The organism is Nocardia acidivorans NBRC 108247, assembly GCF_001625085.1.
GTDB classification, from domain to species: Bacteria; Actinomycetota; Actinomycetes; order Mycobacteriales; family Mycobacteriaceae; genus Nocardia; species Nocardia acidivorans.
Genome location: NZ_BDAW01000016.1, coordinates 130,505 through 146,909, shown reverse-complemented (window position 1 = coordinate 146,909; position 16,405 = coordinate 130,505). Strand labels below are relative to the sequence as shown.

The 16,405-nt window shown below is 66.9% G+C and carries 15 protein-coding genes; 7 read left to right on the top strand and 8 right to left on the bottom strand.

Going from position 1 to position 16,405, the window contains the following annotated elements:
• Window positions 1–61: 61 nt before the first annotated feature.
• Both NA10_RS10880 and dut read right to left on the bottom strand, forming a co-directional pair.
• Window positions 62–943 (bottom strand): DUF3710 domain-containing protein, encoded by an 882-nt coding sequence (locus tag NA10_RS10880; protein ID WP_067566809.1) that lies wholly within the window; start codon window positions 941–943, stop codon window positions 62–64.
• 2 nt (window positions 944–945) lie between these two features.
• Window positions 946–1,443 (bottom strand): dUTP diphosphatase, encoded by a 498-nt coding sequence (gene dut / locus NA10_RS10875; protein ID WP_067566807.1) that lies wholly within the window; start codon window positions 1,441–1,443, stop codon window positions 946–948.
• Window positions 1,444–1,522: 79 nt separating this feature from the next.
• Here dut and NA10_RS10870 point away from each other — a divergent pair, with 79 nt between their 5' ends.
• Window positions 1,523–2,008, top strand: a complete 486-nt coding sequence (locus NA10_RS10870) for a DUF3093 domain-containing protein (protein ID WP_067566867.1) — start codon at window positions 1,523–1,525, stop codon at window positions 2,006–2,008.
• A 92-nt stretch (window positions 2,009–2,100) separates the two neighbouring features.
• Here NA10_RS10870 and NA10_RS10865 read toward each other — a convergent pair whose 3' ends face one another.
• The gene (locus NA10_RS10865; protein ID WP_067566805.1) at window positions 2,101–2,403 is read right to left on the bottom strand and encodes a DUF4193 domain-containing protein; all 303 of its coding nucleotides are present in this window, start codon (window positions 2,401–2,403) and stop codon (window positions 2,101–2,103) included.
• 445 nt (window positions 2,404–2,848) lie between these two features.
• Between NA10_RS10865 and cei the strand changes: the two genes are divergently transcribed.
• Window positions 2,849–3,526 (top strand): envelope integrity protein Cei, encoded by a 678-nt coding sequence (gene cei, locus NA10_RS10860; protein WP_067566803.1) that lies wholly within the window; start codon window positions 2,849–2,851, stop codon window positions 3,524–3,526.
• A gap of 284 nt (window positions 3,527–3,810) precedes the next feature.
• Here cei and NA10_RS10855 read toward each other — a convergent pair whose 3' ends face one another.
• Window positions 3,811–4,743 (bottom strand): inositol monophosphatase family protein, encoded by a 933-nt coding sequence (locus NA10_RS10855; RefSeq protein WP_067566801.1) that lies wholly within the window; start codon window positions 4,741–4,743, stop codon window positions 3,811–3,813.
• 161 nt (window positions 4,744–4,904) lie between these two features.
• Here NA10_RS10855 and ppgK point away from each other — a divergent pair, with 161 nt between their 5' ends.
• The 4 genes from ppgK (at window position 4,905) to NA10_RS10835 (ending at window position 10,680) form a co-directional block, all read left to right on the top strand.
• Window positions 4,905–5,663 carry a polyphosphate--glucose phosphotransferase gene (gene ppgK, locus NA10_RS10850; protein WP_067566799.1) on the top strand — a complete coding sequence of 253 codons (759 nt, stop codon included), beginning with the start codon at window positions 4,905–4,907 and terminating at the stop codon, window positions 5,661–5,663.
• A gap of 151 nt (window positions 5,664–5,814) precedes the next feature.
• Window positions 5,815–7,209: an RNA polymerase sigma factor gene (locus NA10_RS10845; RefSeq protein WP_067566797.1), complete on the top strand. Its 1,395-nt coding sequence runs from the start codon at window positions 5,815–5,817 to the stop codon at window positions 7,207–7,209.
• A gap of 844 nt (window positions 7,210–8,053) precedes the next feature.
• Complete coding sequence (locus tag NA10_RS10840; protein WP_084514507.1) at window positions 8,054–8,992, top strand: MHYT domain-containing protein; 939 nt, start codon at window positions 8,054–8,056, stop codon at window positions 8,990–8,992.
• A 95-nt stretch (window positions 8,993–9,087) separates the two neighbouring features.
• On the top strand, window positions 9,088–10,680 hold the full coding sequence (locus NA10_RS10835) for a Na+/H+ antiporter (protein WP_245677136.1): 1,593 nt from the start codon (window positions 9,088–9,090) through the stop codon (window positions 10,678–10,680).
• Here the strand turns inward: NA10_RS10835 and NA10_RS10830 are convergent.
• The 3 genes from NA10_RS10830 to NA10_RS10815 all read right to left on the bottom strand — a co-directional run bounded on the left by NA10_RS10830 (window position 10,677) and on the right by NA10_RS10815 (window position 14,217).
• Window positions 10,677–11,369 (bottom strand): YdcF family protein, encoded by a 693-nt coding sequence (locus tag NA10_RS10830; RefSeq protein WP_157556365.1) that lies wholly within the window; start codon window positions 11,367–11,369, stop codon window positions 10,677–10,679. The genes NA10_RS10835 and NA10_RS10830 overlap by 4 nt on opposite strands.
• A gap of 300 nt (window positions 11,370–11,669) precedes the next feature.
• On the bottom strand, window positions 11,670–12,635 hold the full coding sequence (gene eutC / locus NA10_RS10825; RefSeq protein WP_084514523.1) for an ethanolamine ammonia-lyase subunit EutC: 966 nt from the start codon (window positions 12,633–12,635) through the stop codon (window positions 11,670–11,672).
• 169 nt (window positions 12,636–12,804) lie between these two features.
• Entirely contained in the window at window positions 12,805–14,217 is a 1,413-nt protein-coding gene (locus NA10_RS10815) for an ethanolamine ammonia-lyase subunit EutB (protein ID WP_067566789.1), read from the bottom strand.
• A 226-nt stretch (window positions 14,218–14,443) separates the two neighbouring features.
• Here NA10_RS10815 and NA10_RS10810 point away from each other — a divergent pair, with 226 nt between their 5' ends.
• Window positions 14,444–15,319 carry a rhomboid-like protein gene (locus NA10_RS10810; protein ID WP_174562496.1) on the top strand — a complete coding sequence of 292 codons (876 nt, stop codon included), beginning with the start codon at window positions 14,444–14,446 and terminating at the stop codon, window positions 15,317–15,319.
• On the opposite strand, the gene NA10_RS10805 is transcribed toward NA10_RS10810, so the two are convergent.
• Window positions 15,212–16,405 carry a cation:proton antiporter gene (locus NA10_RS10805; protein ID WP_067566787.1) on the bottom strand — a complete coding sequence of 398 codons (1,194 nt, stop codon included), beginning with the start codon at window positions 16,403–16,405 and terminating at the stop codon, window positions 15,212–15,214. The two genes, NA10_RS10810 and NA10_RS10805, sit on opposite strands and share 108 nt — an antisense overlap.

Genomic DNA, 16,405 nt, shown 5'->3' with positions numbered 1-16,405 from the left:
ATCACAACGGCCTCCGCCCATCTCGTTTCGCCGAGGTGTGCGAAGGCCGTCTCGGTTCCGACTACTGAAGGCCCAGCTGCTGCATGGCCGAACCCTCCGCGCCGCGGCGCGGTTCGGTGTCCGGCTGCGGGATTCCGGGCTGCGGACCGCCCTGGAGAGCGGCGAGCTGTGCGGCCACGGCCTGCTGCTGCGCGGCCAGCTGCTGCTGGTGCGCGGCGGCTAGCTGATCCGCCAGCTCCTGGGGTAGGACCACCGGCAGCGGTTCGCGCACCGGCAGCGGCTCGTCACCGCGGCGCACGATGGTCTCGCTCATGATGGCGCGCGCGGCGGCCACCAGCGGGGTGCTCTCGGCGGCGGAACCGGAGGGACCGGCCGCGACCAGGCGCACCATCCAGCGATGCCCGTCCACGCCGATGAAGCGCAGATCCGCGCCCTCGGTGACCGCGTGCAGTTCCCGGCCCCACGGACCGTTCTGCACCGACACCTGCGCGCCGTCCTTACGCAGCGTCTCGGCGAGATCGGCCGCGACCGCGCGCCATTGGCCCGCGGACTTGGGCGCGGCGTACGCGGCCACGGTGATCCGGCCGTGCTCGGTGGCCAGGTGCACCGCCTGCGGGGTGCCGTCCGGGGTCATCTCGACCTGCAACTGCCCGCCCGGCGGAACCGGCACGATGACCGATCCCAGATCCAGGCGCTGATCGGCGACATTCTCGAGCTGGTCGACGACATCCTCGTAGTTGTACGGGCCGACCTTGGAACCGCGCTCGGGCACCCGGAACGAATCGGTGTCGAATTCCGGATCGGTCGCCGCGGTGTACGCGGGTGCGTCGTAGCCCTCGGCTTCGTATTCGATGTCGACGTCACCGTATTCGTCGTATTCGGTGTACTCGTCGGCGAACCGGGTGTCGTCCGCGTCACCCTTTTTCTTCTTGCGTCCGAACATCGTCAGGCCTCCTTACCGGCTCTATCCGCCCCGCCGGACTGTGCGACCAGGCTGGCGTGCCCACCGCTCGATCCGTATCCTCCTGCGCCCCGCTCGGTTTCGTCGAGCGTGGTCACCTCCGTGAAGTCGACCAGCTCGACCCGCTGCACCAGCAGCTGAGCGATGCGGTCACCGCGCCGGAGCTCGATGGGAGTACGCAGATCATGATTGATCAGGCACACCTTGATCTCACCGCGGTACCCGGCGTCGACCGTGCCGGGGGTGTTGACGACCGAAAGGCCGTGCTTGGCGGCCAGTCCGGATCTCGGATGGATCAGACCGACCGTGCCGATCGGGAGCGCGATCGCGATGCCGGTACCGACCAGCACCCGCTCCCCCGGTTCGATGATGACGTCCTCGGTGGTGCACAGGTCCACCCCGGCATCGCCCTCATGAGCGCGCGTGGGTACGGGCATGCCGGCATCGAGCCGCAGCAGGGGAATAGGAGGAATTCCGGTCACGTCGGCCGAGCCTACGCGTTCACCCCCGCGGTCATTGACCTAGTCTGAGGTCGTGTCCGACCAGCCCCCTCAGGTGACCATGGAACCTCAGCAGCAGACCACGCCCCTCTACTCCGAGCGCCTGTGGGTGCCGCTGTGGTGGTGGCCCGTCGGATTGGCCGTGACCGGCCTGCTGGCAGCCGAAATCCACATGGGCGCACCGGGTATCCGGGCGTGGCTACCGTATGTGCTGCTGTTCCCCATCCCCGTCTGGGTGCTGCTGTGGATGTCGCGGCACCGGGTCGAAGTGACCCGCGACGCGGACGGAACCCCCGAATTGCGAATCGACACCGCCCATCTCCCGGCCACTTTCGTGGCGCGTGCGGCGGGGGTGCCGACCAGTGCGAAGAGCGCGGCCCTGGGTCGACAGCTCGATCCGGCCGCTTATGTGCAGCACCGCGCCTGGATCGGCCCGATGCTCCTGTTGGTACTCGACGACCCGGACGACCCGACACCGTACTGGTTGATCAGTACGCGCCGGCCCGAACGAATCCTCGAGGCTTTGGGCGTGCAGAGCGCCGCCTAGCGGTGCACTGAAAACCCAAGACGTCCTTGCCGCGCTCGGCGAACCGAGCGCGGGCTGACGGATACTTCCTGTTCAGGGCTGTGTGACCAGGATCAGGCCGCGCAGTCCATGCAAATCAGCTGCCCGCCGGCCTCATTGGCCAGCCGGCTGCGGTGGTGCACCAGGAAGCAGCTGGAACAGGTGAACTCATCGGCCTGCTTCGGGATGACCCGAACCGAGAGCACCTCCTCCGAAAGATCCGCGCCGGGAAGCTCGAACGACTCCGCGGTATCGGATTCGTCGATATCCACGACGGCGGACGCGGCCTCGTTGCGACGAGCCTTCAGCTCCTCGAGCGAGTCCTCCGACACTTCGTCGGTTTCGCTACGCCTCGGTGCGTCATAGTCGGTTGCCATGTCGTCTTCCCCTCGTCCTTACTCCGTATATCCCGGACCGGCTCGTTCCGGAACGGATTCCCGCAGGAATCCGGCCGGGGTTCACCGCCCCGCCCGTGGTGTACGCCACACGTACACCGGTCACCGACCTGGCCGGATACTCCTGGTCCGTACCTGATCGCGCTCGGTCAACGCAGGACATGCCCTTGTTGTTCCCGAAATCGAACCCCCCGATTCAACCCGGGCGATACGATCTGGGCCGCCAGACAATAGCGGACCCCGGCACAAAAGTCGCAATCAAAACACGCGTGACTCGAAACTGAGGGTCAATCGTCACCGACCAGGGAACGGACCGAGACCTTGGCGCGGCTTCCCGAGACCTGACGGGGACATACCGGGGCATCGGACACGACGCGCGTCAGGGACCTTGCACACAACGCGCTCCGGCTTTTCGTAGAGTGTGCCTGTGGTTTCACTGATCACCCAAGGCAATTCGACCGACCCCGAGGGGCGGCCCTTCATTCGGCGACGCTGGGAGCCGTGGGCAGCCATGGTGGGCGTCATCGCCGTGATCTGCGTCGGTGTGTGGTTCAAGGCACTGACGACGACCGAGGCCGATCCCGGCGCGATGGCATGCAATTCGCCCAGTCCAGCCTCCAGTACCACCGCGCCCGCGGCCGCCCCGCTGGGGCAGCGGGTGGGGCAATCACGGCTGCGTGATGTGGAACCGGTGGCGCTGGCACAGTCCAAGGTGCGCGTGTTCAATGCCAACGGCCAGCGCGGACAGGCCGCGCATGTGGCCTCCGAACTGGGCGATCTCGGTTTCGCCAGCGCACCGGACGTGCAGGTCGGCAATGATCCGGTCTACGTGAACGGTGATCTGGAGTGCACCGGGCAGATTCGGTTCGGCGTGAACGGACGGCCCGCCGCGGCGGCCGTGCAATTGGTCGCGCCGTGCGCGGAACTCATCGAGGATCAGCGCACCGACGAGACCGTGGATTTCGTGCTCGGCTCGCTGTTCCGCGATATCCGGCCGAGCACCGACGCGGAGGAGGTGTTGCGTTCGCTGAAGAATCCGGTGCCGGGCACCACACCCGCCATCGACCCCAAACTATTGGACGCCGCACGACACTCCAAGTGCTGAGTCTTCTGCCCTCCGCTTCGCTGCGGGCGGGTTCACGGCCCTGAAGTGCTGAATCTTCTGCCCTCCGCTTCGCTGCGGGCGGGTTCACGGCCCTGAAGTCCCGGTTCTTCCCTCCCTCCGCTCCTCCGCTGCGCTCCCCCGCTCCACTCAGTCCAGAACCGGGACGGCCGTGAACCAATAGGGTTGTGCCGGTGCCACTTTCCGCTAATCGCCGCGTCCGTTCGGACGTGGCGATTCTTCTTTTCTCTTTTTTCCGGGGGGCGGGGGTGTTCAGTGGGCTGGAGCTAGACCGGGATAGGGGTGGTGACACCGATGCGGTCCAGCAGGACCGACAATTCGGCGGCGATGCCGGGGGCGGCGGCGACCACCAACTCCCCCGCGGTGCCCGATGCGGTCGGTGCGGGCAGGGTCAGTACCGCACCCGCCTCGGCGGCGATGAGCGCGCCCGCGGCCCAATCCCAGAGGTTCAGGCCGTGCTCGTAGTGCGCGTCCACCCGGCCCTCGGCGACCATGCACAAATCCAGTGCGGCCGAACCGAGTCGGCGGATGTCGCGAATCTCGGGCAACAGTTCGGCGATGAGTTCGCCCTGCCGGGCACGGCGTTTGGGGGCGTAGGCGAAGCCGGTGGCGACCAGAGCCATGGCGACCGAGTCGACGGCATTGCAGCGCAAGGGAATCGGCTGCCGGTCCGGGTCTCCCCATGCGCCGAAGGCGCTGCGATGCGCGCCCTGACCGAGCCCGGCGCTGTAGGTGACCTCGTGCACGACATCGGCGACGGCCCCGGCGACGGATCTGCCGTCGCGCACCGCCGCCACCGAGACCGAGTACGCCGGGATTCCGTAGACGAAGTTCACCGTCCCGTCGATGGGATCCACGACCCACTGGACGGCCTCCGGAAGGTCCGTCAGCGTCCCCCCGTCCTCCTCCCCTACCACCAGGTCCCCCGGGCGGAGTTCGGCGGCCAGGCGGCGGACCAGGGCCTCGGTTTCGGTATCGACGATGGTGACCGGGTCGGTGGGGGTGCTCTTGGACTGCACGGCCTCGTCCTCTACCGTGCCCGGGCCGAAGACCTGGGGGCGGCGGGCGCGCACGTGCGCGGCGGCGGTTTCGGCCAGATGTACCGCTATGCGGCGAAGTTCGGCGATGTCGGTCCCGTCGGTGGTCGCGGTGGTGTTCGATGCGGTGGAGGTGAAATCGGATTCCGGCACGATTCCCATCGCAGCACAGATCCGGCACACCTCGCATTAGGCTTGTCACGCACGACACAGCTCCTCGGCCGTTCCGGGCCGGGTGACGGGCGTGCGGATTCATTCGCCGGAGCCGGTATCGTGCCGCGCGCCGGGATTCACCGGCAGCACTGGGAGAACGAGGAGTCGTCATGTCCGCTCGGGGGCACGGGTTCGGGATCGACATCGGTGGTAGCGGCGTCAAGGGCGCCGAGGTCGATCTGGCCACCGGCGAGCTGGTGCGCGAACGCATCAAGATCCCGACACCGCACCCGTCCACACCCAATGCCGTGGCCGAGGCGGCGGCGAAGGTGGTGGCGCAGTCCGGCTGGGAGGGTCCGGTCGGCCTCACCCTGCCGAGCGTGATCATCGGCGGGGTGGTGCGCACGGCCGCCAATATCGACAAGTCCTGGATCGGCACCGATGCGCGCGCACTGTTCTCGGTGGCGCTGGGCGGGCGGGAGGTGACGGTGCTCAATGACGCCGACGCCGCCGGACTCGCCGAGGACCGCTACGGCGCGGCAAAAGATCTCAGCGGTTCGGTAATGCTGCTCACCTTCGGCACGGGCATCGGATCGGCCGTGATGTACAACGGTGTGCTGGTCCCGAACACCGAACTCGGGCATATCGAGGTCGACGGCAAGGAGGCCGAGCACCGCGCCGCCGCGTCCATCAAGGATCGCGATGGGCTCAGCTACGCCGAATGGGCCGCCGAGGTGAGTAAGGTGCTGGTCACGCTGGAGAATCTGTTCTGGCCGAACGTGTTCGTGGCGGGTGGCGGCATCAGCCGTGACTACGCCGAATGGATTCCCCTGCTGACCAACAGAACACCCGTCGTGGCAGCCGATTTGAAGAACACCGCGGGCATTGTCGGAGCGGCAATGGCCGTGTCTGCCGGTATCGCGCCGTAAGCAGGCTGGTTCGATCGTTACAATGGAACAACATCCGGCGGTGCGCCGGTGAAACCAACCCGGCATGCGCGCCGGTTATCCCCCGACAGACCGCTCCGCCGGATCACCACTCTGGCGTGACGCCGCACGAGACCGTCACGAAAGGGCGTACGTGGTAGCCACGAATACCCGAGAGACCGCCGAATCGGCCGACGAAGCCGACTCCGCAGACACCACCGCAGCACGGCCGGTCAAGAAGGCTGCCGCCAAGAAAGCACCGGCCAAAAAGGTCGCTGCCAAAAAGGCTCCCGCCAAAAAGGCCGCCGCGAAGAAGGCTCCCGCCAAAAAGGCGGCTGCCAAGAAGGCCGGGAGCAAGGCCGAGGGCGCCGAGGGCGAAGCCGATGTGGTCGGCGACGACGACGTCGAGCTCGACGATCTCGGTGACCTGGAGGTCGATGAGACCGATCTGGTCGAAGTAGACCTCACCGACGACGATGCCGACGAGGAGGCCGAGGCCGCTCCGGCGGGCGAGGAAGCCGAAGAGGCCGAGGAGCCCACCGAGAAGGACAAGGCCTCGGGCGATTTCGTCTGGGACGAGGAGGAGTCCGAAGCGCTGCGTCAGGCGCGCAAGGACGCCGAGCTCACCGCCTCGGCCGACTCGGTCCGCGCCTATCTCAAGCAGATCGGCAAGGTCGCGCTGCTCAACGCGGAGGAGGAGGTCGAGCTCGCCAAGCGAATCGAGGCCGGTCTCTACGCCACCGAGCGCCTGCGCGAGCTGGCTGAGAAGGGCGAGAAGCTCCCCGTTCAGCTACGCCGCGATCTGCAGTGGATCATGCGCGATGGCAATCGCGCCAAGAACCATCTGCTGGAAGCCAACCTGCGACTGGTGGTTTCGCTCGCCAAGCGCTACACCGGCCGCGGTATGGCGTTCCTGGATCTGATCCAGGAAGGCAATCTGGGCCTGATCCGCGCGGTCGAGAAGTTCGACTACACCAAGGGCTACAAGTTCTCCACGTACGCCACGTGGTGGATTCGTCAGGCCATCACCCGCGCCATGGCCGATCAGGCTCGCACCATCCGCATTCCGGTGCACATGGTCGAGGTCATCAACAAGCTGGGCCGTATCCAGCGTGAGCTACTCCAGGATCTGGGCCGCGAGCCCACCCCGGAAGAGCTCGCCAAGGAAATGGACATCACGCCCGAGAAGGTGCTGGAAATCCAGCAGTACGCGCGTGAACCCATCTCCCTCGACCAGACCATCGGCGACGAGGGCGATTCCCAGCTCGGCGATTTCATCGAGGACTCCGAAGCCGTAGTCGCGGTCGACGCGGTCAGCTTCACCCTGCTGCAGGACCAACTGCAATCGGTCCTGGAAACGCTCTCCGAGCGCGAAGCCGGCGTAGTCCGTTTGCGCTTCGGCCTCACCGACGGCCAGCCCCGCACCCTCGACGAGATCGGCCAGGTTTACGGCGTCACCCGCGAACGCATCCGCCAAATCGAATCGAAGACCATGAGCAAGCTCCGCCACCCGAGCCGCTCCCAGGTCCTGCGCGACTATTTGGATTAGTTCGAGCGCACGCACAAGTGGGCCGCAAAGCAATTGCTTTGCGGCCCACTGTCGTATCTGTACGACCTCAGCGAACGGGTAGGCGTCTATCGCCGTATTCGCATTGTCCCGCATCACCTCGGGTATTCGGCGCACACGTCTTTTCGGGTGGTACTCCGGATCTGAGCCGACGCGGTGGTGTGGCCGTGGCTCAGGGTTGTTCGGTGAGTTCGTAGGTGCCGGTGGGGAAGGTTCGGGATTCGGCGGTGCGGGTGGCGGCTGTGGTGATGTTGATGCGGGGGGTGGGTGGGAGGGCCTTCGCGGCGGATGCGGGCGTTGGCGGTGCGGCCTGCGGGGAGGTGGGCCGGGTCGTCGGGGAGGTCGGTGAGTTGGTGCATGACCAGGTCGGGGGCGTGCGTGGGCGATGGCGCCGGTCGGGTCGATCAGGAGGGTGCCGGATTGTTGCAGCGAGCAGAAGAGTTTGCGGGTCAGGCCGATTGAGGCGTGGGGTGTCGGCGGTGTTCACCAGGACGGGAAAGGGGATGGCTCGCCGTGCTTTTCAGGCGGAGCCGGTGGCGCGGTCTTCGGGGAGTGCGATGCGGGTCTGAATATTGTTGGCGTCGAGGGTATTTCGGTGATTACGAGATCGCGCACGTGATGATTGCAGATCGCGCACGAGGTCGCGCGGACGAGTGCAGGAGGGTGCCGCGCGCACCTGACCGGTCGGGGAGTGCACCCTCCCTCTCAGGCCCGGTCAATAGGAACGAAACATTCACTTTTCAATTTCCCAATCAGGCTACCGGCGAGTACTCTTCGCACGTCGCAGACGCGAGCGCGAAAATTTGGTTCTGGCAATGGAGTTCGAGTGCTGGAAATAAGCCACTTCAGCTATGGGTGGGTCACACCCGTTCTGGCCTACATAATGTCCGTCACCGGATGTCTGCTCGGACTCCGATGCACGGCGCGTGCCCGAACCGGAGAGGGACGGCGCGGCTGGCTCATCGCCGCCGCCGTGGCCATCGGCGGAACCGGCATCTGGGTCATGCATTTCATTGCCATGCTGGGGTTTTCCATTCATGGTGCGACCCTCCGCTATGACGTTCCGGTGACACTGCTGAGCGCGGCCATCGCCATGGGCGTGGTGTGGATCGGATTGGCGATCGTGGCGACCGGAGGCTGGGGTGGCTGGGAATTGCCCGTCGGCGGCACCATCACCGGACTCGGCGTGGGCGCCATGCATTACTCGGGTATGTACGCCATGAGGTCCGACGCGATCATTGATTACAACGTCGGTTTGGTGAGCCTTTCGATGGTGATCGCGGTGGTCGCCTCGATCGTCGCATTGTGGTTCACCTTGAATATCAATGGGATTCTGGCCACCATCGGCGCCGCGTTGATCATGGGTGTCGCGGTGTGCGGTATGCATTACACCGGTATGGCGGCGATGAGCGCGCATCATGCCGATCACGCGAGTATGCCGCACGGCGCGGGTGCGATGGAATTGCTTGCGCCACTGATGGTCAGCGTCAGCACGGTGACCATGGTGCTGCTCATTCACGTCGGATTGACCGAGGTGGACGAGGCGAGCCGAGTCAAGGAGCCGGTGCGCCCGGAGCCGGTGCGGCACGATCCGTGGTCGCTGCAGGCGAATTCGACCGATCTGCCCGATGACCCCGCCGTGTCTCGACCGAATCCTGTTGCGCCACAGCAGTACTCCGTTGCGCACAATCCCGAGCCGTACCAGTATCCGCAGCCGCCGCTGTACGCGCCCGAGCGCGGTGGCTACCCACCCCGCCTTTCCTGAGATTCTCCGCCGCCGCCTGAGAACTTGACCGGCTGCGCCTGAGAACACGGACCACCTGGTCGACTTTCCGGCACACTCGCAGCAAACTGTCTGGCGTGGCGCATCAAATGGAGTTGATCTTCGTCGTCCTGTTCGCGACGATCCTGGCCCAACCGCTCGGAAAGCGGCTCGGTCAGGCTCCCGCGGTGCTCATGACGGGATTCGGCGTAATCCTGGCCCTGATACCGCAGGTCCCCGAGATCCATATCGATCCCAAGATGATCCTGCCGATGATCCTGCCGCCCCTGCTCTACGCGGCCGCCCGGCGCACCTCCTGGCGCACCTTCGCCGATAACTGGGGTGCGATCAGCATGCGCGCGGTGGTGCTGGTGATCGTCACCGCGGTGGCCGTGGCGGTGGCGTTCCGCGCCTGGCACCCGGCCGTTCCGGTCGGTGCGGCGCTGGCCCTGGGCGCACTGGTCGCCCCGCCGGATCCGGTCGCGGTCTCCGCGCTGGCGGGCAAGCTCGGACTCCCCCGCCGCCTGGTCGCGGTGCTGGAGGGCGAGGGCCTGTTCAATGACGTGACCGCCATCGTCATCTATTCGGTGGCGATTCAGGCGGTGGTGACCGGCAAATTCTCCGCATGGGCGGCGGCGGGTCAGTTCGCGGTCTCGGCGCTGGTCGGCGTCGGCGTCGGACTGCTCTTCGGCTGGGCGGGCAGCAAGCTGATGCGGCGACTCGGCGAGGCGCCGTGGCAGGTGGCGCTGGGGTTGCTGCTGCCTTTCGCGGCGTACGGGGTTTCGGAGGCGCGCGGTGGATCGGCGGTGCTGGCGGTGCTGGTGTGTTCGCTGTATTTGACCGATGCGGCAACCGATTTCAGCTCCAGCGACTACCGGCTCATCGGTGATTCGTTCTGGGAGATCATCGAGATGCTGGTCACCGGTTTCGCCTTCGGACTGATCGGCCTGGAGTTGAGCACCGTTCTCAAGGACGCCGGACCGGATTGGCCCAAATTCATAGGCGGCGCGGCCGTGGTCATCGGCGTGGTGGTGGGGCTGCGGCTGATCTGGCTGTTGATCACCACCGCGCTCTTCCATAACTGGTGGCGCGACCGCGACGCCGATGAGCCGTACACCTGGCGCGAGACCGTCGTCACCTGGTGGGCGGGTATGCGCGGAGTGGCGACAGTCGCACTGGCACTTGCGGTTCCGTTCACCACCGATACCGGCGCACCCTTCCCGGGGCGTACCGAAATCCTGTTCACGGCGTTCGCGGTGGCGCTGTTCACCCTGCTGCTACAGGGCCCGACGCTGCCCGCGGTGGTACGCGCGACCGGCGTGCACGTGGACACGGTGCAGGAGCGCGCCATGGAACGGCAGCTGTGGACCCGCGTCCTGGAGGCCGAACTCGCACGGCTGAAAGAGATCTCGACCACCGAGGCGCTGCCCGAGGAGGTCTACGAACGCCTGCGCGACGGTTTCGAACGCCGGCTGGCACAGGCGGATCCGGAGGCCGCCGACAGCAATGCCCGGATGAACACCGACCGCACCGTGGCCTTCGCCCAGCAGATGCGCACCATCAGCAATGAGGTCCTCGAGGCCGGTCGCGCCGAAGCCCTCGCCGCGCGCCGCGAACCCGGCATCGCCCCCGATGTCGTCGACCGGGTCATGCGCCGCCTGGACCTGCGCACCAAGGCGGGCTCGCCCTAGTCCCGGCGGCCAGATCTCCCGAGAGACGAGTCGAGGGCTACAGCGGCGCTCAGGGCGACGAGTGCACCGGCGGCCAGCAGGTTGCCCCGGCGACGCGCGACCAGTACCGCGGCGAATTCGCGCGCATAGGCCTTGGGAATGAAGCGACGGGCCGTACGCGCGCCCGTCACCTGGGCGCGCACGCCGAGTCGCCGGGCCAGCGCGGCGGTGCGGAGTACATGGAAGTCGCTGGTCACCACCGTTATTCGGGCATCCGCGGGGAGCAGCGCATCGAGTTCGGCGGCGGTGAAACGCAGATTCTCCTCGGTGTTTCGAGATTTGTTCTCCCGCACGATCTTTCCCGCCGGAACACCCGCGGCCTGAAGATAGTCGGACATGACCTCGGCCTCCGCGATCGCGGCACCGTGCCCCTGTCCCCCGGAGGCCACCACAATCGGATCGCCACCGGCGGCCAACTCCGCGTGATACGCGGCCAACCCACGGTCCAGCCGGGATGCCAGTAGCCGCCCGGCCTTGCCGCCTTTGAGTCGGCATCCCAGCACCACCACCGCGTCCGAACCCGGCCGAGGTATTCGCCGCGCGGACCGCATGGTGTACCCGATGAACGCGAGCAGCTGTACGAGCACCGCCACCCCGGCCACCACCAGGAATAGCCGCACCGCAAGCACGAGCCGCACTGATCCGCTCACCGCGACAATCTATCGGGGCGGCGTCCTGCGCGAGCAGGGAGGGTTCGGTGAACGTGCGGCATTCATCGCGGGCGCACCCGGCACGACAGGCGCTGCTCAGCCCACTCGGCGTCCGGGATCAGCGGGTCTGCGTTGTCGAGGGCCAGGTCGGCCGAGGTGTGCTCGAGATCCACGCCCGAAGCGGTCGACGTGGCTGGCTCCGTCGATGAGAAGACAGGCTCCGTCGTTAAGAACCTGCGTCCACCTGGGCAGCGTGGACTTGGGCGAACCCCCCGGCACCGAGACTGTCGACCCGATCGACTAGGCAGACTCGGCTTTCAGGATCAGCGCGTCCGAGGTGTCGAGCACGAGGTCGGCCGAGGTGTCCTTGAGGTCGACGCCGGAGCGGCCGAGACGGCGGGCTCCTTCGATGAGACCCGCGGCGACCTGGGCGGCGCGGGCGTAATCGAGTCCCTCGGGCGGGTGGATATTGGAGATGCAGTTGCGTTCGGAGTCAGCGCGGCCGGGGCGCGGGAGGTGGGTGAGATAGATGCCGAGGCTGTCGGCCACCGAGAGGCCGGGGCGTTCGCCGATGAGGACCAGGAGGGTGCCTACGCCCTGGGCTTGGCCGATGTGATCGCCGAGGGCCACCCGCGATTGGGTGGCGATGACCGGTGGAGCGAAGGTGAAGCGGTCGCCGAGCGCCTCGAACAGGGCGGCGAGCATGGGTGCGCCGTGGTCGGTGAGAGCGCGGGGTGAGAGGCCGTCTGCGAGGACCACACCGATATCCGCACCGGTCTGGCGGAGGGCTGAAATACCCTGACCGGCGGGGAGTTCGGAGTCACCGGGCAGACGCCCCAGGTCGGGGCGGCGCAGATACTCGGAGCGGTCGGCGGCTCGGCTGCGCATATGCACCGGGTCGCCGAGGCCGAGAGATTTCACCTGTGCGGCAAGGGATTCCACGTCCAAAGGCTTGTGCACCGCGTCGCGGGCCGCCGCATGCGCGGCGCGCAACTCCAGGACGTCGGCGGTGGGCAGCGCGTCACCGGTGCGCCCCAGGCCGATGCGCGCCTGGGTGGTGCGGCGCAGCTCCGACCAGAATTCTTGGGCAGCAACGTTATTCGCAGCTGAAGACGGATCCGGCAAGCCATGACCCGCCTCCGCGATCGACTGCGGCGAACCAGCACGCGTATCGGCGATCGGACGCCGCGCGTCCAGAATCGACTGCGACGTATCACCAAGCGCGTCAGCGACCGGATGGCCTGCGCCCAGAATCGACTGCGACATATCACCAAGCGCGTCAGCGACCGGATCGCCTGCGCCCGGAATCGGCTGCGATGAACCCGCACGCGCGTCGGCGATCGGATGGCGCATGTCCGGAATCGGCTGCGATGAATCGCTTTCCACGTTCACGGACGTGCGGGCGGAGTCGTCTCGGATCAATGGTGTTCCCTACTCAAGAGGCGCTGGCGAGGGCGCGCAGGGGTGAGGACAGGGGTTCCACGGGCAGGATGCGGCCGGCGGGGTCGATCATGCCGAGCCGGTCGAGCCAGGCGGCGAATTCGGGAGCGGGGTGCAGGCCCAGGACTTTTCGGGCGTAGAGGGCGTCATGGTAGGCCAGGCTCTGGTAGCCGAGCATGACATCGTCCGCGCCGGGGACGGCGATGACGAAGGCGCATCCGGCCGCACCCAGCAGGGTGAGCAGGGTATCCATATCGTCCTGGTCGGCTTCGGCGTGGTTGGTGTAGCAGACGTCCACGCCCATGGGCAGGCCCAGTAGCTTGCCGCAGAAATGGTCCTCGAGCCCGGCGCGAATGATCTGCTTTCCGTCATACAGGTATTCGGGTCCGATGAATCCGACCACGGTGTTCACCAGCAGCGGGTCCAGATCGCGGGCCACGGCGTAGGCGCGGGCCTCGAGGGTCTGCTGATCGACGGGCTTGCCGCCGGCGCCCAGGTGCGCCCCCGCCGAAAGTGCCGAGCCCTGACCGGTTTCCAGGTACATGACATTGTCGCCCACGGTGCCGCGCCGCAGTGACCGGCCCGCCTCGTTGGCCTCGCGCAGCAGCGAGATATTCACGCCGAAGCCGGAATTCGCGCCCTCGGTGCCCGCGATGGACTGGAAGACCAGATCCACCGGCGCACCGGCCTCGATCAATCCCAGGGTGGTGGTGACATGCGAGAGCACACACGACTGGGTCGGAATATCGAACCGCCGGCGCACCTCGTCGAGCAGGTGCAGCAGATCGGCGGTGGCCGTGGGTGAATCGGTCGCCGGGTTGATGCCGATCACCGCGTCCCCGCAGCCCAGCAGCAGGCCGTCCAGGACCGCCGCGGCGATACCGCGCGGATCATCGGTGGGATGGTTGGGTTGCAGGCGGGTGGCGAGGGTGCCCGGCAGTCCGATGGTGGTGCGGAATCCCGCGGTCACCTCGGTGGCCTTGGCGACCGCGATCAGATCCTGATTGCGCATGAGCTTGCAGACCCCGGCCACCATCTCCGGCGTCAGCCCCGGCGCGACGGCGGCGAGGGTCACCGCGGCGTCCGGGGTGACCGCGACGGCGAGCAGCCAGTCCCGCAGCCCGCCCACGGTGAGATGCGAAATCGCTTGGAACGCACCGCGATCGTGCGTATCGAAGATCAGCCGGGTGACCTGGTCGGTCTCGTACGGCACCACCGGTTCGTTCAGGAACACACCGAGCGGCACCTCGGCCAGGGCCCACTGCGCCGCCGCGCGCTCGGCATCGGATTCGGCCGCGCATCCGGCCAATTCATCGCCGCTGCGTTTGGGCGTGGCCTTGGCCAGCAACTCCACCAGCCCGTCGAAGCTGTACGTGGTGCCCCCGATTCGCTGGTGGTACACGCTCATTCAGGCTCCTTCGGCGGTGGACGGGGTGTTCCCCTCCATCCTCCGGACCCATGTTGCTGTGCCGTAACCGCCACTTTCCCGGCGGATTACCGCAGGTAACTTCCACTCTCCCGGGTCTGCCGCTGCGAACCTGTTTGACCTCGGGATACGATGGGAACGACGCCCTGGCGGGACGTCGGTTCACACGGTGACGATCCCCAGCACACGCGAGAACGGACCCCTGCACATGAGTTTGCGCACGTACCACCCACCCTGGGTCGACTCGGTCGATATCGGCGAGGAGACCCGGACGGTGAGTGCGTGGTGGCGTCGTCCGCAGCGATTCCGCCGCGCGGCCGCCGCCTATCAGCGATTGCTCGCGGTGGCCCCGGCCTCGATCGCGTACGCCTTCACCCTGTTCGTCACCTGGTGGACATTGCGCGGGGCCAGCGATATCGTCGGCCGCCGCCTGATCCTGTCGGCGTCCACGAATCTGCGCAATATGCAGCGTGATCCGATTCAGGTGCTGCTGGCCTCGGCGTTCTGGACCGATGGCGGTTTCCCGTGGGGCGACATTCTGATTCTGCTCACGGTGATGGCGCTGGCCGAACGCTGGCTGGGTTCGCTGCGCTGGATTGTGGTGGTGGCGGCCGGGCATGTGGGCGCGACTCTGCTCACGGTGAGCGCGATTTCGCATGCGGTGACCCGGGATATGATCCCGTTCCGGGTGACGGTGGCTTCGGATGTGGGCCCCAGCTACGGGATTTCGGCCATGCTGGCGGTGATGGCGTATCGATTACGCGGCCGGGTTCGCCTGATTTACGCTGTCGGACTGCTGATCTGGTACGGGTACACGCTATGGAACGGCCCGACCTTCACCGATTACGGCCATTTGCTCGCGCTCATCATCGGTTTCGTGCTCGGCGGGCTGGCGGTGCTGGCCTCGCGACGCCTGCTGACCTGGCGCAACTCGGCCGCCCGCACCGGCCCGACCGCCGAAAGGGCCGCCGCGCCTTCAGATCCCGGTGACGGGATCGAGTCCGGTACTGCGGTCGCGCTGGAAGAACCGGACGGCAGGCTCGACCACGCGGGCGGCGATCGGTCCCAGTACGGCCATAATTAGCACATAGGCGGAGGCCAGGGCGGCCAGCTTATGGCTCACCCCGCCCATCGAAACCGCCAGCCCGGCAATGACAATGGAGAATTCGCCGCGCGCCACCAGCGCCGCGCCCGCGCGCGCCCGGCCCATGCGGCGAATGCCCTGCCGCCGGGCCGCCCACCAACCGGTGCCGATCTTGGTCAGCGAGGTGATCACGGCCAGGACGATGGCCCAGCCCAGCACCGGCGGGATGGCCTTGGGATCGGTATTGAGCCCGAAGGCCACGAAGAATATGGCCGCGAACAGATCTCGCAGCGGCTCCAGCAGTTTGGCCGCCTCCTGCGCGGTCGATCCGGAGATGGCGATACCGAGCAGGAACGCCCCGACCGCGGCCGAGACGTTCAGCGCCGAGGCCGCACCCGCCACCAGGAGCGCCGCGCCCAGCAGTTTGAGCAGGAAGACCTCATTGTCGTTGCTGTCCACGATGGCCGAGACATAGCGGCCGTACCGCAGGGCCACCAGCAACACCACGGTGATCGCGACCAATGCGATGGCCAGGGACTTCATCCCGCTGGCGAAGCTCAGTCCGGCCAGCATCATGGTCAGGATCGGCAGGTAGATCGCCATGGCCAGATCCTCGAACACCAGGATGGACAGGATGACCGGGGTCTCGCGGTTACCCAGTCGCCCAAGGTCATTGAGTACTTTGGCGACGATTCCGGAGGAAGAGATATAGGTGACCCCGCCCATGGTCACCGCGCCCACCGGTCCCCAGCCCAGGAACAGTGCCACCAGTGCGCCCGGTGTCGCGTTGGCCACGATATCGAGCACACCGGCGAGCCAGCCCCGCCGCAATCCGGTGACCAATTCGGCTGCGGTGTACTCCAATCCGAGCAGCAGGAGCAGCAGTACCACGCCGATCTCACCGGCCAGGTGGCCGAACTCGGTGGCGGCCCGCATTTCGATGATCCCGCCGTCACCGAAGGCGAGCCCGCCCAGCAGATAGAGCGGAATCGGCGACATGCCGAAGCGGGCGGCGAACCGCCCCATCATGCCGAGCGCGAACAAGATCGCGCCGAGTTCGACCAGAGCTAGGGCGGTCGAATCCAC